Source organism: Sinomonas flava, assembly GCF_039531875.1.
GTDB lineage: Bacteria > Actinomycetota > Actinomycetes > Actinomycetales > Micrococcaceae > Sinomonas > Sinomonas flava.
Map to the genome: position 1 here is coordinate 90,954 of NZ_BAAAQW010000014.1, position 15,723 is coordinate 106,676.

15 protein-coding genes are annotated in these 15,723 nt (G+C 70.7%); 6 read left to right on the plus strand and 9 right to left on the minus strand.

Going from position 1 to position 15,723, the window contains the following annotated elements; genetic code table 11:
* Window positions 1-40 precede the first annotated feature (40 nt).
* Genes ABD298_RS17905 through ABD298_RS17915 form a run of 3 tightly spaced genes read left to right on the plus strand, consistent with a single transcriptional unit; the run spans window position 41 to window position 5,076 of the window.
* Entirely contained in the window at window positions 41-1,918 is a 1,878-nt protein-coding gene (locus tag ABD298_RS17905) for a PEP-utilizing enzyme (protein ID WP_344301185.1), read from the plus strand.
* Between the two features lie 25 nt (window positions 1,919-1,943).
* The gene (locus ABD298_RS17910; protein ID WP_344301186.1) at window positions 1,944-3,038 is read left to right on the plus strand and encodes a PEP/pyruvate-binding domain-containing protein; all 1,095 of its coding nucleotides are present in this window, start codon (window positions 1,944-1,946) and stop codon (window positions 3,036-3,038) included.
* Between the two features lie 10 nt (window positions 3,039-3,048).
* Complete coding sequence (locus ABD298_RS17915) at window positions 3,049-5,076, plus strand: acetoacetate--CoA ligase (protein ID WP_344301187.1); 2,028 nt, start codon at window positions 3,049-3,051, stop codon at window positions 5,074-5,076.
* A 53-nt stretch (window positions 5,077-5,129) separates the two neighbouring features.
* Here the strand turns inward: ABD298_RS17915 and ABD298_RS17920 are convergent, their stop codons facing one another.
* Window positions 5,130-5,909, minus strand: coding sequence for an IclR family transcriptional regulator (locus ABD298_RS17920; protein ID WP_344301188.1), 780 nt, complete (start codon window positions 5,907-5,909; stop codon window positions 5,130-5,132).
* A gap of 144 nt (window positions 5,910-6,053) precedes the next feature.
* Between ABD298_RS17920 and ABD298_RS17925 the strand changes: the two genes are divergently transcribed.
* Entirely contained in the window at window positions 6,054-6,395 is a 342-nt protein-coding gene (locus tag ABD298_RS17925; protein WP_344301189.1) for a YciI family protein, read from the plus strand.
* Between the two features lie 72 nt (window positions 6,396-6,467).
* Here ABD298_RS17925 and ABD298_RS17930 read toward each other — a convergent pair whose 3' ends face one another.
* The 7 genes from ABD298_RS17930 to ABD298_RS17960 are packed head-to-tail and all read right to left on the minus strand — an operon-like array spanning window position 6,468 to window position 13,201.
* The gene (locus tag ABD298_RS17930; protein ID WP_344301190.1) at window positions 6,468-7,172 is read right to left on the minus strand and encodes a substrate-binding domain-containing protein; all 705 of its coding nucleotides are present in this window, start codon (window positions 7,170-7,172) and stop codon (window positions 6,468-6,470) included.
* On the minus strand, window positions 7,169-8,143 hold the full coding sequence (locus ABD298_RS17935) for an aldo/keto reductase (RefSeq protein ID WP_344301192.1): 975 nt from the start codon (window positions 8,141-8,143) through the stop codon (window positions 7,169-7,171). Before ABD298_RS17935 ends, ABD298_RS17930 begins: the two co-directional genes overlap by 4 nt.
* Window positions 8,140-9,093 carry a Gfo/Idh/MocA family oxidoreductase gene (locus ABD298_RS17940; protein ID WP_344301193.1) on the minus strand — a complete coding sequence of 318 codons (954 nt, stop codon included), beginning with the start codon at window positions 9,091-9,093 and terminating at the stop codon, window positions 8,140-8,142. The genes ABD298_RS17935 and ABD298_RS17940 overlap by 4 nt, the downstream gene beginning before the upstream one ends.
* A gap of 34 nt (window positions 9,094-9,127) precedes the next feature.
* Entirely contained in the window at window positions 9,128-10,525 is a 1,398-nt protein-coding gene (locus ABD298_RS17945) for a protocatechuate 4,5-dioxygenase subunit alpha/beta (protein ID WP_255405374.1), read from the minus strand.
* Window position 10,526: 1 nt separating this feature from the next.
* The gene (locus tag ABD298_RS17950; protein ID WP_344301195.1) at window positions 10,527-11,462 is read right to left on the minus strand and encodes an amidohydrolase family protein; all 936 of its coding nucleotides are present in this window, start codon (window positions 11,460-11,462) and stop codon (window positions 10,527-10,529) included.
* A 2-nt stretch (window positions 11,463-11,464) separates the two neighbouring features.
* On the minus strand, window positions 11,465-12,157 hold the full coding sequence (gene ligK / locus ABD298_RS17955) for a 4-carboxy-4-hydroxy-2-oxoadipate aldolase/oxaloacetate decarboxylase (protein WP_222703663.1): 693 nt from the start codon (window positions 12,155-12,157) through the stop codon (window positions 11,465-11,467).
* A gap of 15 nt (window positions 12,158-12,172) precedes the next feature.
* Window positions 12,173-13,201 (minus strand): amidohydrolase family protein, encoded by a 1,029-nt coding sequence (locus ABD298_RS17960; RefSeq protein WP_344301196.1) that lies wholly within the window; start codon window positions 13,199-13,201, stop codon window positions 12,173-12,175.
* A 108-nt stretch (window positions 13,202-13,309) separates the two neighbouring features.
* On the opposite strand from ABD298_RS17960, the gene ABD298_RS17965 reads away from it, so the two are divergent.
* On the plus strand, window positions 13,310-14,200 hold the full coding sequence (locus ABD298_RS17965; protein WP_208710760.1) for a LysR family transcriptional regulator: 891 nt from the start codon (window positions 13,310-13,312) through the stop codon (window positions 14,198-14,200).
* A 15-nt stretch (window positions 14,201-14,215) separates the two neighbouring features.
* Here ABD298_RS17965 and ABD298_RS17970 read toward each other — a convergent pair whose 3' ends face one another.
* Window positions 14,216-14,869: a hypothetical protein gene (locus ABD298_RS17970; RefSeq protein ID WP_344301198.1), complete on the minus strand. Its 654-nt coding sequence runs from the start codon at window positions 14,867-14,869 to the stop codon at window positions 14,216-14,218.
* A gap of 109 nt (window positions 14,870-14,978) precedes the next feature.
* On the opposite strand from ABD298_RS17970, the gene ABD298_RS17975 reads away from it, so the two are divergent.
* The gene (locus tag ABD298_RS17975; protein WP_344301199.1) at window positions 14,979-15,701 is read left to right on the plus strand and encodes an alpha/beta fold hydrolase; all 723 of its coding nucleotides are present in this window, start codon (window positions 14,979-14,981) and stop codon (window positions 15,699-15,701) included.
* The last annotated feature ends 22 nt before the right edge of the window (window positions 15,702-15,723 follow it).

Consider the following 15,723-nt stretch of genomic DNA (forward strand, 5'->3'; position numbering starts at 1 on the left):
TCCCTCCCGCAACTCCTTCCGACGCAGTAAGGAACCCACGATGTCCCTCGACAACACCCGCCGCTTCCCGTTCTTCTCCGAGGCCTCCGCCCCCGCCGGCGGCGACGGCTGGCAGTCCATGTACCCCTACTACCTCGTCCCCTCGGAGGAGACGCAGGCGCACGAGGACGGGCAGTTCTGGTTCGCCGACACGATGCACTGGTCCCGCGGCGCCCACCCGTTCGACAGCATCGGCGCGGAGGCCGTGTACCTCGGCGTCGGCACGTTCAGCACGCGCATCTTCGCGCTCCCGGTCTCCTTGGGCCTCGACGTGCGAATGTTCAACGGCTACGTCTACATCTCCCCGCTGGCCGTGACGGACTCGGCGCAGATCCAGGCGCGCGCCGCCGTGTTCCAGGAGCGCGCGGGCTACTACTACACGAACTGGGACGAGCTGTACGGGAAGTGGAAGGCCAAGATGGACCAGGCCATCCAGTCCCTCGAGACCATCTCATTCCCGGCGCTGACCGAGTACGACCCGAAGGAGGTCGTCTTCGAAGCCAAGGGCCGCTCGGAGGCCATGGCGGTCATCGAGAACTACCACCGTCTCATCGACGAGTTCTTCGCCATCTGGCAGTACCACTTCGAGTTCCTCAACCTCGGCTACGGCGGCTACATCACGTTCTTCCAGTTCTGCAAGCAGGCGTTCCCCCTCATCACCGAGCAGCAGATCTCGCGCATGGTCGCGGGCGTGGACGTGCTCGCGTTCCGGCCCGACGACGAGCTGCGCGCCCTAGCGGCGAAGGCCAACCAGCTCGGGCTCGTTGACGCGCTCGACGCCGGCGGCTCGCCCCAGGAGATCCTCGACCGCATCGCCGCCGCTCCCCACGGGGACGAGTGGATCGCGGCCTTCGAGGCCGCGAAGGACCCGTGGTTCAACTACTTCACCGAGTACGGCTTCACGCATGACCAGGTCACGTGGGCTCAGGACCTCTCCGTCCCGCTGAAGAACATCTCCCGCTACGCCACGAAGATCGCCGCGGGCGAGGACATCTCCCGCCCGATCGAGCGGCTGCGCGAGGAGCGCGACGAAATCGTGGACGAGTACCGCGCCCTCCTGGCCCCGGCGGAAGCGGCCCAGTTCGACGAGCTGCTCGGCCTGGCCCGCAAGGTGTTCCCGTACATCGAGGAGCACAACATCTACGTGGAGCACTGGTCGCACAACGTCTTCTGGCAGAAGGCCGACGACCTCGCGCAGTTCCTCGTCTCCGCGGGCTTCCTGGCCGAGAAGGAGGACTTCTACTACCTCAACCGCTTCGAGGTGGACCAAGTCCTGTTCGATGTGGTCGACTCGTGGGCGATCGGGGTCGAGGCACGCGGCAAGAAGCGCTGGGCCTCCGAGATCGAGCGCCGCAAGCCCATCGTCGCCGCCCTGCAGTCGGTCCCGGCCGCCCCGGCCTACGGCATCCCGCCCGAGCAGGTCACGGACCCGTTCGCGGTCATGAACTACGGCGTCACCACCGAGCGGGTCAACGACTGGCTCGGCGCCTCGGACGAGTCCGCCGCGGGCCTGAACGGCATCCCCGGCTCCCTGGGCGTCGTGGAGGGCCCGGTGCGCGTGCTGCGCTCCGAGAACGACCTGCCCCAGCTGCAGCCCGGCGAGATCCTCGTCGCGCCGATCACCGCGCCGTCATGGGCCGCGGCGTTCTCCGTCGCCGCGGGGGTCATCACGGACATCGGCGGCATGATGTGCCACGCCGCGATCGTGTGCCGCGAGTACGGGCTCCCCGCCGTGGTCGGCACCGGATTCGCGACGGCGCGGCTCACCACCGGGCAGCGCGTGCGGATCGACGGGCGCAAGGGCACCGTCGAGCTGCTCGACGCCGCGCCCGCCGCGGGCGCCGGGGAAGCCGCCCAGTCCGACACCGCTCTCGTCTGAGCCCGAAGACGCCAGAGGAGACACGATGTTCACGCTGACCTTCACCGACCCCGCCTGCCGCGACGTCCGCGAGACCGGCGGCAAGGCCAAGAGCCTCGCCGACATGACGGCCAACGAGCTGCCCGTGGCACCGGGCTTCGCCGTCACCGCGGAGGCCTACCGCCACTTCCTCGGCCCGACCGGGCTGGGCGAGACGATAGGGGGCCTGCTCGCGGACCCGCTCGACCCGCACGACCTCGCCGCGCTCGAGCGGACCGGCAACGCCCTCATGGAGGCCGTCCGCCAGACCGCGATCCCGCAGGACCTCGCCGAGGCGGTCCGGGCAGCCTACGCGGAGCTGTGCACCACGACGGGGCTCGACGACGTCTCCGTCGCCGTGCGCTCGAGCGCCACCTCCGAGGACTCCGCCGGAGCCTCGTTCGCCGGCGAGTTCGAGACGTGGGTCGACATCCACGGCGCCGAGGACGTCCTGGCGCACATCCTCAAGTGCTACGAGAGCGTCTTCGCGCCCCGCGTGCTCGGGTACGCGATCGAGCAGGAGCTCGATCCCCGCACCATCGAGATGGCCGTCGTGGTGCAGAAGGTGGTCCGGGCGCGGGCCGCCGGAGTCATGTTCACCCTCAGCCCCACGAGCGGGGACCGCTCCAAGATCGTCGTCGAGGCCAGCTGGGGCCTGGGCCTCGCGGTGGTGGGCGGTGAGGTCACCCCGGACCGGTTCCTCGTGGACAAGATCGGCCTCGAGATCGCGGAGCGCACCCCCGGGGACAAGCGGATCGAGTACCGCACCGGCGCCGCGCCGACTCCCGTGGAGGAGGCCCGCCACCGGACGCTGTGCCTCGACGACGCCGAGGTCACCGCGCTGGCAAAGCTCGGCAAGCGCCTCGAGCGCATCCACGGCTCCGCGCAGGACATCGAGTTCGCGGTGGACGAGGAGCTGCCCGAGGGCTCGAACCTGATCCTGCTGCAGTGCCGGCCGGAGACCGTGTGGAGCGGGGCCGAGCGCAAGCCGGCCTTCGACGCCTCGGCCGGGATGATGTCCTGGATCACAGGGTCCATCTCCGGAGGCACGGCCACCGCCGCAGGCCACACGCACGACCTCGCGCACAAGCACTCGGCCTAGGGGGCACGGAATGACGACGACGGCCGGACAGGAGACCCCGCCGCGGGCGGGCACCGGGCAGGGCGCCCTCCTGCGCCCGGCCCCGGGCAAGGACGAGTGGCCGCAGACCCGACTGGGCCGGTTCCTGCTCACGGCCGAGAAGGCCACGGGCCGCACGTTCGCCGACTACGAGGACGCGTGGGCCTGGAGCGTGGAGGATCTCGAGGGCTTCTGGCAGCTCGTCTGGGACGAGTCGCGGATCATCGCGCACACCCCGCCGGAGCGGGTGCTCGGGCGGCGGGAGATGCCCGGGGCCGAATGGTTCCCCGGGGCCACGCTCAACTACGCCGAGCACGTGGTGAGGGCCCTGCGGGACCGGGGCGACGGCGTCGTGCTCAAGGCCCGCAGCCAGACGCGGGCGGCGATCGACTGGACCGGGAACCGGCTCATCGAGGAGATCGGGCGGCTCCAGGCGGGGTACCGGCGGCTCGGGCTCGTCGCAGGCGACCGCGTGGCGGGGTACCTGCCCAACACGCCCGAGGCGCTCGCCGCATACCTCGCCGCCGCGGGCCTCGGGCTCGTGTGGGCCGCGGTGCCCCCGGAGATGGGCCCGCGCAGTGCGATCGACCGGCTCGGGCAGCTGGACCCGAAGCTGCTGATCGCCCTGGACGGGTACCGGTGGGGCGCACGCGATGTCCCGCGGTTCGCCGAGCTCGAGGAGATCCGCGAGGCGCTGCCGGGGACCGCCGTCGTGCTCCTGCGATACCTCGACCCGGGTGCTGAGCTGCCGGGCGGCGTCGAGACCTACGAGTCGCTGCGCGCCGAGGCGGGCGCGTTCGAGGCGGTGCCGGTGCCATTTGCGCACCCGCTGACGGTGCTGTTCTCCTCGGGGACCACGGGGAAGCCGAAGGCGATCGTGCACTCGCACGGGGGGATCCTGCTGGAGCATTCCAAGGCGATCCCGCTGCAGTTCGACCTCGGGCCGGAGGACCTCGCCTACTGGTACACGACCACGGGGTGGATGGTGTGGACGCTCATGGTGTCCTCGCTGCTGACCGGGTGCGGGCTCGTGCTCGTGGATGGGGACCCGGGATGGCCCGCGCTCGACGGCGAGTGGTCGCAGTGGGCGGTCGCGGCCGAGACCGGCGCGACGTACCTGGCCTCCGGGTCGGCGTACCTCGCCGCGTGCGCGAAGGCCGGGCTGCGCCCCGGCGGGGTCTGGGACCTGAGCCGGCTGCGGGAGATCAACTGCTCGGGCTCGCCGCTCTCCGCCGAGGCGGCGGAGTGGGTGTACGACGCCGTGTCCCCCACCGTTCTGCTCGGCCCCACCTCGGGCGGGACGGACGTGTGCACCGCGTTCGTGGGCGGGACGTTCCTCACGGCGGTGCGCGCCGGGGAGATGTCCTGCCGGGCGCTGGGGGCGGACGTGGAGGCGTGGTCTCCGGAGGGCGGGCCCGTGCCGGTGGGCGAGCCGGGCGAGCTCGTGGTCAAGCAGCCGATGCCCTCCATGCCCGCGGGGTTCTGGGGGCCGGACGGGGCGCAGCGCTACCGGGACTCGTACTTCCACACGTTCGACGGCGTGTGGTGCCACGGCGACTGGCTCGTGCACACCGCCGAGGGAGGGTGGATGATCACCGGGCGCTCCGACGCGACGCTCAACCGCGGCGGGGTGCGGCACGGGACCGCGGAGTTCTACGCGGTGCTCGACCAGGCGCCCGGAGTGGCCGATTCGATGGTGCTGCACTTCGAGGACGGCAACGGGATGGGGAAGCTCGTGCTCGCGGTGGTGCCGAGAGAGCCGGGCGGGGAACCAGCCGCGCTCGTGGCGTCCCTGAAGTCGCTCATCCGATCGCAGCTCTCGCCACGGCACGTGCCCGACGTGATCGTGACGGTGCCCAGCGTTCCCCGCTCCTCGATCGGCAAGCGCCTCGAGGTCCCGCTCAAGCGGATCGTCCTGGGGGCGGCGGCGGAGGATGTCGTGGACAAGGGGGTGCTCGTGGACCCGGAGGGGCTCGCGGCGACCGTCGCGGCGATCCGGGCGGCGCTCGGCGCGGAGTAGTGGTGCCGAGTAGCAGGGCGGGCGGTACGGTCGGGCCGGCGGGTACCGGGGTGTCAGCCCTGGAGGCCGACGGCGAGCCGCGCCTCGATCGCGGCGGCGGCGTCCCGCAGCCTGTTGACGATGTCCGGCATGGCCGGGCGCTTGAAGCGCGAGGCGGGGATCGCCGTCGTGATCGCCGCGACGGGCTGGCCGGCGGGATCGTGGATGGCGACGCCGAGGCCGACCACGCCGGGCTCGGTCTCCTCGAAGTTGGTGCCGAAGCCGGCCCGGCGCACGTCCGCCATGGACTTCTTGAGCCGGCCGACGGTGGCGATGGGACTCGTGGGCCAGGGCGGCAGGCCGTTGCGGTAGATCTCCTCGAGCTCCGGGTTGCTCAGCTCCGCAAGGATCGCCTTCCCTCCCGCGGAGGCGAAGGCGGGCATCTGGTCCCCCCGGCGGGCGGTGACGCGCAGGACGGCGTCGGCCTCCACGCCGTCGACGAACATGATGTTCCCGCCGCGGCGGACCATGAGCTGGACCGTCTCGCCCAGCCGTTCGGCGAGTTCGTTCAGCGGGCCCTCGGCGGCGCGGCGCAGCTGGGCCAGTGAGGCGCCGTGGGCCCGGTCGGGGACGAGCGCGGGGCCGACCCGATAGCGGCGGTCGCCCGTGCGGGCGGCGAAGTTCCGCAGGACGAAGGTGGCGAGCATCCGGTGCGCCGTCGAGGGAGCGATCGCGAGCGCCTCCGAGGTCTCCTTGACCGACAGCGACCCCCGCTCGCGCAGCAGCTCCACCAGCCGGAGCGTGCGGTCCACGGATTCGATCGGGCTCGCTTCTCCCCCGCTGCCCTCAGCCATCCTCACCCCGTCCCGCGCCCGCACTGTGCGGCCGCTCCGGTCCATTCTCGCAAGGGTGTTGAGCCGGACGCCGCATCCGGGACACGATGGCCTCCGCGGGGGTGAGGACGAGCCTCCGCGCCGCGACGAAGGAGTGCGACACGAATGACGAAGTACCTGATCTCGTTTCCGAGTGCTGCCATGGTCGTTCCTGCCGAGGAGCTCGAGTCCGTGGCGGCGGCGGCGCACGCCGTGGTCCAGGAGGCGAAGGACGCAGGCGTCTGGGTGTTCGGCGGCGGCATCGACGAGAGCGTCCCGCCCGTCTTGGTCGACGCCGACGGGGCCGCGCGCGAGGGCACCTACCCGCAGACGGCGCAGCTCGAGGGCGGCTACTCGGTGCTGGAGCTGCCCTCGCATGATGCGGCCCGGGAGTGGGCCGCGAAGATCGCCGCCGCCTGCCGCTGCGCGCAGGAGGTGCGCGCCTTCCAGTACGACCCGGCCAGCTAGAGCTGCGGGCCCGCTGACGCCGCAGGCGAGCAGCAGCCCGACCGTAGTATGGGGCTGCTGCTCGCCTGAGCGCTAGGAGCCGGCAGGGGCGAAGCTGTGCTCCGCCACGATCGGGGCCGCGGCCTCCGAGGTGAAGAACCGCAGTACCTCGAGCGCTGCAGCGCGGTCGTCCGCCGCGGTCGCGACCGCTCCGGCGAAGACGGTGTCGATCGCGCAGTCCGGCGGCAGGACGCCGAGGATCCGGATGCCCGGCTGCCCCACGAGCTCGCTGAGCTGCTGGAAGCCGAGGTCGACCTCGCCCTCGGCGAGCGAGCGCGCCACCGGAATGCCCGGGCGCGCCTGGACCATCCGCTGGCCCAGCTCGTCGCCGAGCCCCCAGCCGTCGATCATCTTCACGAGCGCGACGCCGCTGGGTCCGGTCGAGTAGCCGATGCGAGAGGCCTGCTGGAGAGCTTCGCGCAGGCCCGCGGCGTCCGGGAACGCGTGGCCGCCGTCGTGGGCGGCAGGCTCCTCGGACTCGGCGGGAACGGCGACGGCGACCTGCGACAGCATGAGCGGCGTGACCGAATCCGCCACGACGTGGCCGCCGTCGGCGAGCCGGCGCAGCGCACCCTCGGCGAGGAACACCAGGTCAAGCTTCTCGCCCTCGGCCACTCGCTTGGCAGCGTCCACGCCGCCGACCGACTCGAGCTCCACCTCGGGCAGGCCGGCCCTGACGGCGGCTGCCGCCAGGTCGGTGAGGACGTGGCGCGTCGCCATCGAGGAGATCCCCCTCATGCGGCGTCCTCGAAGGACTCGGCGTCGACCTCGCGGGACGCGGCGGGCGCATAGCGCGGGCCGGACACGGTGGAGGTTCCGATGAGCTCGCCCGCGCGGGCGAGCAGCCCGGCGTCGACCGTGAGGTCCGCGGCCGCCTGATTCTCGCGGAGGTGGTCCAGCCGGGTCGTCCCCGGGATCGGCACCACGTGGTCTCCGCGGGAGAGCACCCAGGCGAGCGCGAGCTGGCCCGGAGTGCAGCCTGCCTCCTCCGCCAGCGCCCGCCACTGGGGCAGCAGGGACGCGTTGGCGGCCCAGTGCTCCGGCTGGAAGCGGGGCATGTTCCGGCGGATGTCCTTCGGCGCGAACTCCGCCGGGTCGTCGAAGCCGTCGCTGAGGAAGCCGCGTGCGAGCGGCGAGAACGCCACGAGCGCGACCCCGCTCTCGCGGGTCGCCTCGAGCATGCCGAGCTCGGGGTTGCGGCTCCACAGCGAGTACTCGTTCTGCACCGCGGCGATCGGAGCGACGGCCTGCGCGTCGCGCAGGCGCTGCACCGACACCTCGGAGAGCCCGATCGCGCCGATCTTGCCGGCGGCCACCATCTCGGCCAGCGCACCGACGCTCTCGCCGATCGGCACCTGCTTGTCCCACCGGTGCAGGTAGTACAGGTCGATGTGCTCGACGCCGAGGCGCCCGAGCGATGCGTCGACCTGCGCGCGCAGCGTCTCGGGGCGCCCGTCGATGACCTTGACGCCGTCGACCATCGCCATGCCGCACTTGCTGGCCAGCACGACCTCGTCGCGGCGCCCGGCGATCGCCTGCCCGACCAGTTCCTCGTTGCGGCCGCCGCCGTAGAGCGTGGCGGTGTCGAGCATCCGCACGCCCTCGTCGAGCGCCGAGCGCAGGAACGCCAGACCGTCCTCGACCGACGGCGGAACCCCGTAGGCGTGGCTCAGCGACATGCAGCCGAGGCCGATCTTCGGCAGGATCACGCCAGCTGCTCCTCGAGCTGGCCGAGCACGCGGTAGCAGTCGATGACCTGGCGGATCGAGGAGTTCGGCTCGCGGCCCTCGCGGATGGCGCTGACGAACTCACGGTCCTGCAGCTCGATGCCGTTCATGCTGACGGCGACCTTGGACACGTCGATCTGCTCGTCCTTGCCGGTGTACAGGTCGTCGTAGCGCGCGATGTAGGTCGCGGTGTCGCCGATGTAGCGGAAGAACGTGCCGAACGGGCCGTCGTTGTTGAACGACAGGGACAGCGTGCAGATCGCCCCGGTCTCGCTCTTGAGCTGGATCGACATGTCCATGGCGATGCCGAGCTCGGGGTGGATCGGGCCCTGGATGGCGTTCGCCTGCACGATCTTGCCCGCCTGGTAGGCGAACAGGTCGACCGTGTGGGCGGCGTGGTGCCACAGCAGGTGGTCGGTCCAGGAGCGGGGCTCGCCCTTGGCGTTGGTGTTGGTGCGGCGGAAGAAGTACGTCTGGACGTCCATCTGCTGCACGTTGAACTCTCCCGCAGCGATGCGGTTGTGCACGAGCTGGTGCGAGGGGTTGAAGCGGCGCGTGTGGCCGACCATCGCGATGCGGTCTGAGGCCTCCGCGGCGGCGAGGGTCGCCTCCGCGTCGGCCAGGGAGTCCGCGAGCGGGATCTCGACCTGCACGTGCTTGCCCGCCTTGAGGACCTCCTGCGTCTGGGACGCGTGGAGGCCCGTGGGGGTGGCGAGGATGACGGCGTCGACGTCGTCGCGCTCAAGCACGGCGTCGAGCCCGACGACGGCGTTGGCGATGCCGTACTTGGCGGCGACGCCGTCCGCCTTCTCCTGCGAGGTGGCGCTGACGACGGTGACCTCGGCGTCCTCGATGTTCTTCAGGCCGTCGAGGTGCTTCATGCCGAAGGCGCCGTTGGCGCCGACGACGGCGACGCGGATCTTGTCGGTCATTCGTTACTCCTTTTCGCGGATCAGGATGAGAGTGTCAGGCGTTCGGAACGGCCGCGGTCTCCGCGGGCTCGGGGGCTGGCACCTGATCCGCGGACTCGGCCGCGACCGCGTCGTCGGCGGAGCCGGTTGTCGGCGCCACCGGGTTCGAGATCACCAGGTGCCCGACCGCGGTGTTGGAGGCGGGCACGTGGTAGAACCGGTGGTCGACTCGGGGAGCCTCGCCGCCGAACTGGTCGTCCATCGCGCCGCGGGCGATCAGCCAGTCGACGAGCTCGATGCCCTCGGAGCCAGCCTCGTCGACGTACTCCATGTGGTCCCACTCGGTGAGGCCCAGCGGGTCCGCGATGAGGTGGTCGAGGAACGCGTTGTCCCACTCCTCGTTGATGAGGCCGGCGCGCGGGCCCTGGAGCTGGTGGCTCATGCCGCCGGTGCCCCAGATCTGCACGTTGAGCTCCGGGCCGTCCCACTTGTCGAGGGCGCGGCGCAGGGCCTTGCCGAGCTCGTAGCAGCGGCGGCCGGACGGCACGGGGTACTGGACCACGTTGACGGCCAGCGGGATGACCTTGCACGGCCACTCCTTGACGTCGCCGAAGACGAGCGAGAGCGGCACGGTGAGGCCGTGGTCCACGACCATCTCGTTGACGAGGGTGAGGTCGAAGTCGTCCTGGATGACCGACTGCGCGATGTGCGCGGCGAACTCCGGGTAGCCCTTCACGTCCGGCACCGGGCGGGGACCGTAGCCCTCGTCGGCGACGGGGTACTCGACGCCCGTGCCGAGCACGAAGGTCGGGATGATGGAGGAGTCGAACGCGGTCGCGTGGTCGTTGTAGACGAGGATGACGACGTCGGGCGTGTTCTCCTTGGCCCACTTGCGGGTCCACTCGTAGCCGTCGAAGACCTTCTTCCAGTACGGCTCCTCGGTCTTGCCGAGGTCCATCGCGGCGCCGATCGCCGGCACGTGCGAAGTGAACAGCGCCGAGGTGTACTTCGCCGGGGCGTTCTCGCGCATGGTCTCGGACTTCTCGTGCGGCGCGGGCGGGACCCAGCCGTCGAGGTCCTTGGCGCGGTTGCCCTCGGGGCGCCGGCCCCCGCCGATCATCATGTCGCGGTAGGCGGCCTCGGACATGCCCGTCATGGAGCCGGCCATCTGCTGGAAGCTCAGGCCGTGGGTGGCGCCGATCTTGCTCAGGAAGTAGATGTTGCCGCCCTCGGCCATCATGGCGTTGAGGTCCATGTCGAGCACGGCCTGGCGCTGCTTCGGGGAGAGGGGCCACTCGTCGAGGTACGCCTCGCGGTCGGCCAGGTACCGTTCGCGGTTCTCGGGCTTCATCAGCGACATCGAGAACTGGTTCAGGTGGTATCCCTTACGGGCCATCTCGGCGTCGAAGATGATCGTGCCGGGAACCTGCTTGTACGGCTTGTCGAGTGCCATGTCATGCTCCTTCGGGCCAGTAGAGGCGATGGGGGTTGTCCACGAGGAGGCGCTGCTGGAGCTCCGCCGTCGTCGCGATCTGGGGGATGTAGTCGACCAGGAGCCCGTCGTCGGGCATGTGGTCCTTGAGGTTGGGGTGGGGCCAGTCCGTACCCCACAGGACGCGGTCGGGGAACTCCTCGACCACGCGACGGGCGAACGGCACCACGTCGGTGTAGGCGTGCTGCTCGCCGTCCAGGGCGCGCGGCCCGGTGACGGAGAGGCGCTCAGGGCAGGAGACCTTGGTCCAGACGTTCGGGTTCTCGCGCATGAAGCGCAGGAACAGCTCGAACTCCGGGCCGTCCGGGTCCTTCGTCACGTCGGGGCGGCCCATGTGGTCCACCACGACGTCGGTCTTGATGGCGGAGAAGAAGTCGTAGAGGTCGGGCAGGTCCGCGGCCTCGAAGTAGATCACCACGTGCCAGCCGAGCGGCGCGATCTTCTCGACGATCTCCTCGAGCGAGTCGGTGGGGACCCGGTCGACGAGGCGCTTTACGAAGTTGAACCGCACGCCGCGGACACCGGCCTCGTGCAGCTCCGCGAGCTGCTCCTCCGTCACGTCCCGGCGGACGGTCGCGACGCCGCGGGCGCGGCCCTCGCTGCGGCGCAGCGCGTCGACCAGTGCGCGGTTGTCGGCGCCGTGGCAAGTCGCCTGGACGATCACGTTGCGGTCGAAGCCGAGGTGGTCGCGCAGGGCGAAGAGCTCCTCCGCGGAGGCGTCGCAGGGCGTGTACTTCCGCTCAGGGGCGTAGGGGAACTCGGCGCCGGGGCCGAACACGTGGCAGTGGGCGTCGACCGCGCCGGCGGGCAGGCGGAAGGTGGGCTTGGAGGGGCCCTCGTACCAGTCGAGCCAGCCGGGGGTCTTCTCGAAGTCGCCCGTCGTCTTTCCGTGCGCCATGGTCAGTTCTCCACGTACTCGAGGCCGGCGGCGGCAAGCGGCTCGCGCATGCCGTAGAGGTCGAGTCCGAGGACGCCCTCGCGGAACTTCTGGCGCTTGCTCTCCTCGTTGTCCTCGCGCTTCTGGCTCGCCTCGGCGACCGCGCCGACGAGCTCGCGGGGCACGACGACGACGCCGTCGACGTCCGCGACGACGACATCACCCGGGTTGACGAGCGCGTTGGCCACGACGACGGGGACGTTCACGGAGCCGAGCGTGGCCTTGACCGTGCCCTTGGCGTTGATGGCGCGGGAGAACACGGGGAAGTCCATCTTCTCGAGGTCCGCCACGTCGCGGACACCGCCGTCGATCACCAGGCCCTTGCAGCCGCGGGCGCTCAGCGACGTGGCGAGCAGCTCGCCGAAGAAGCCGTCCTCGCTCTCGGTGGTGCAGCCGGCGACGATGACGTCCCCCTCCTGCACCTGCTCGGCGGCGGCGTGAAACATCCAGTTGTCGCCGGGCTGGAGCAGCACGGTGACTGCCGGGCCGCAGAGCTTGGCGCCGTTGTAGACGGGGCGGATGTAGGGGCGCAGGAGGCCGACGCGGCCCATCGCCTCGTGGATCGTCGCGACGCCGAACTTCGAGAGGCGTGCCACGTCCTCGGGGTCGGGACGCTCGATGTTGGTGTGGATGAGTCCGAGGTTGTTCAGTCGCAAGGTGGTTCCTCCTCTTTAGAGCCCGCGGGCGGTCAGGGCGCGGTCAAGGCGCGGGTACACGCGGCGGGCGTTGGCTTCGAAGACCTGCGCGCGCTGCGCGTCGGTCAGGCTCTCCGTGGCGTCGACGTACCGCTTCGTGTCGTCGAAGTAGTGGCCGGTGCGCGGGTCGATGTCGCGGACGGCGCCGATCATCTCGCTCGCGAAGAGGATGTTGTCCGTCGGGACGACCTTCGTGAGCAGGTCGATGCCGGGCTGGTGGTAGACGCAGGTGTCGAAGAAGACGTTGTTGAGCAGGTGCTCCTCGAGCTCCGGCTTGCCCAGGGCCATGGCGAGGCCACGGAACCGGCCCCAGTGGTACGGCACCGCGCCGCCGCCGTGCGGGATGACGAGCTTGAGCTCGGGGAAGTCCTTGAACAGGTCGCCCTTGAGCAGCTGCATGAAGGCGGTCGTGTCCGCGTTGAGGTAGTGGTCGCCCGTGGTGTGGAAGACCGGCTTGCAGGAGGTGCTGACGTGCACCATCGCGGGGATCTCGTACTCGACGAGCTTCTCGTAGATCGGGTACCAGGACCGGTCGGTCAGCGCCGGTGCGGTCCACTTGCCGCCTGACGGATCCGGGTTGAGGTTGACCGTGACCGCGCCGAGCTCCTCGACGGCCCGGGTCAGCTCGGCGACCGTGGTGGCCGGGTCCTCGCCGGGCGACTGCGGCAGCATGGCGCCCATGAGGAACCGGTCGGGGAAGAGCTCGCTGACCCGCGCGCAGAGGTCGTTGCAGATGCGGGCCCAGGTCTTGCTGACCTCGAGGTCGCCGATGTGGTGGGCCATGAACGAGGCGCGCGGGCTGAAGACCGTGATGTCGCTGCCGCGGTCGTTCATGAGCCGCAGCTGGTTCGCCTCGATGGTCTCGCGGATGTCATCGTCGGAGATCTTCAGCGTCGCCGGGTCCGGAGCCTCGCCCCGTCCTTCCGTGAAGGCGATCTGCTGGTCGCGCCAGGCGCCGAGCTGGGCCGGGGCCGTCGTGTAGTGGCCATGGATGTCGATGATCAACGAGTGTCGTCCTTGTCACTTGGAGGCTTGTCTCCAACCATGCTAGGCAGGGCGCTCGGATGCAGTCGAATAGATATTCATTGGCGCCTGCATAGATATCATCAATGGATGGCGCTCACCGACCTCAACCAGCTGCGCACGTTCGTGGTGCTCTACGAACTGCGCAGCGTCACCGCCGTCGCCGAGCGCCTGCACGTCACCCAGCCGACGGTCAGCTACACGCTCCGGCGGCTCCGGGCGCGGTTCGACGACGAGCTGTTCCGCCGCGAGGGGCATGACATGGTGCCCACCGCGAAGGCCACCCAGCTGTTCGGCCCGCTGCACGATGCGCTCGCGCAGATCGACGCGACCGTGAACGAGACGGAGGCCTTCGAGCCCGCGGGCTTCAACGGCCAGCTCACGCTCGGGCTCACCTCGATCGGCGAGCAGACGTTCCTCCCGCCGATCATGACGGCGCTGACGCGCGAGGCCTCCCGGCCGCACCTGCAGGTGGAGCGGCTGGACTCGGACCTGGTCGAGGACGGGCTCACCCGCGGAACGGTGGACCTGGCGATGACCGTGTCGATGATCGGCAGCCCGCGGCTGTGGCGCTCGCACGTGCGCGCCGTCGAGTACGTCGCGCTCGTCTCGGGCGAGCACCCCCTGCCGCCCACCGGGCCCGACATGTTCGCGGGCCGGCACTTCCTGCGCGTCTCGGCGCGCGGCGGCCACATCTTCCCGCTGCAGGCGCTCACCGAGCACGGGCTGATGCAGCAGATCGTCCTGACCGTCGAGGAGTACGCGACCGTGCCCGCGGTCCTGGAGGCCACCGACCTCGTCGTCCTGCTGCCGCGACACGTCGCCGAGGTGTTCACCGGCTGGTTCCCGGGGCTGCTGATCGCGGACCTCCCGTGGCCGGGGCAGAGCACCCCGGTGTCGCTGTACACACGGCGCGAGGCGAGCCTGACGCCGGCCCAGCGGTGGTTCCGCTCGCTGGTCCTGGCCGCGGTGCGCGAATAGGGCGGACGACGGCGGTCAGCTGCGCTTGCGGTTCCAGCTCGCCTTCGCCGGGGCGAAGGGGCTGCGAACGTGGATCGACCACGAGGAGTGCGGGTGGATCGAGAGGATGCACCGCTCGTACCAGGCGCGCGCCTCGTCGGAGAGCTGGGGCAGCACCGCGTCCTTGTCGACGTCGTCCTCCGGGCGCGGCCGCAGCGCCTTCCAGACCAGCTGCACCTCGGGCGCACCGGTGGGAATGCCGCCGACGTCGAGCACCGCGCGGTCCCAGGGCAGCTGGAGCCGCGGGTCCCGCTTGTACACCCACGCCCGCGGCGCGCCATCCTCCAGGTTGACCTTCAGCACCCACGCGTCCTTGCCGACGTCGCGGATGAGCACGGGCTGCACCTCGTCGCCTGCCTGGACCTCTGCGAACGGCACGAGGTCGTCCTCATCGCGCACTGCCCACGCGTCGTAGCCGGCCGGAAGGCTCGCCACGAGCTGCGGCAGGTCGCCGAACACCACGCTCACGTCGGTGTTGGACCGCTCGCGGATGGGCTCGCCGAGCCAGCGGTCGAGGGCGACGCCGCCCGAGAGCCACCAGCGGACGGGCGACGACGCGAGCAGGTCTGCGGCAGCCTGCGCGCTGAGGGGCTCCCACCTCGTCTCGGGAGTGGGTGCGGAAGAGGCCATGGCTCAAGGTTACCCACGCGATGGGCGCCGAATACCCGCCCGTACACTGAGTCCGAGCAACGGCGACAGTGAGAACCCGGCAGTGAGAACCAGTGAGAAGGAGCGGCACTTGGATCAGGAGACGTATGTGCTCGTCCACGGGGCGTGGCATGGGGCGTGGTGCTGGAGACCGGTGGAGCGCCTCCTCGAAGCCGCCGGCGCCCGGGTCTTCACCCCAACCCTGACGGGTCTGGGCGACCGGGCCCACCTGCTGACTCCCGACGTCGGTCTGGACACCCACATCGCCGACGTGCGGGCCGCGATCGAGACGGAGGAGCTGCGCGACGTCGTCCTGGTGGGCCACAGCTACGCGGGGATGGTCGTGACGGGGGTCGCGGCCGAGATCCCGGACCGGATCAAACGCCTTGTCATCGTCGACGGCTTCCTGCCCGAGGCCGGCGAGGCCGCCATCCGGCTCCTCCCCGAGCACGCGGCGGCGCACTACCTCGAATCGGCGGAGGCCAATGACGGGCTCGTGATCGACCCGCGGCCGGTTGCCAACCTCGGCGTGACGGACCAGCAGGTCATCGACGAGCTCACCCCGCGGCTCACGCCGCAGCCTGCCAAGACCTACATGGACTCGATCGGGCGCGGGCTCGGAGAGCTCCCGTTCACCGGCGACTACCTCCTGTGCTCTGGCTGGCGCACGCCGTTCGCCCGGTTCGCGGAGCGGGCGGACTCCGCCGGCTGGAACGTCACCGAGCTCGACGCCGACCACGAAGTCCTCGTGACCAACCCCGAGCTGCTCGCGCAGCACCTCCTCCAGTCCGGCGCCGCGGCGTCGGCCGACTAGAGAGCGAGACGACCATGGAATT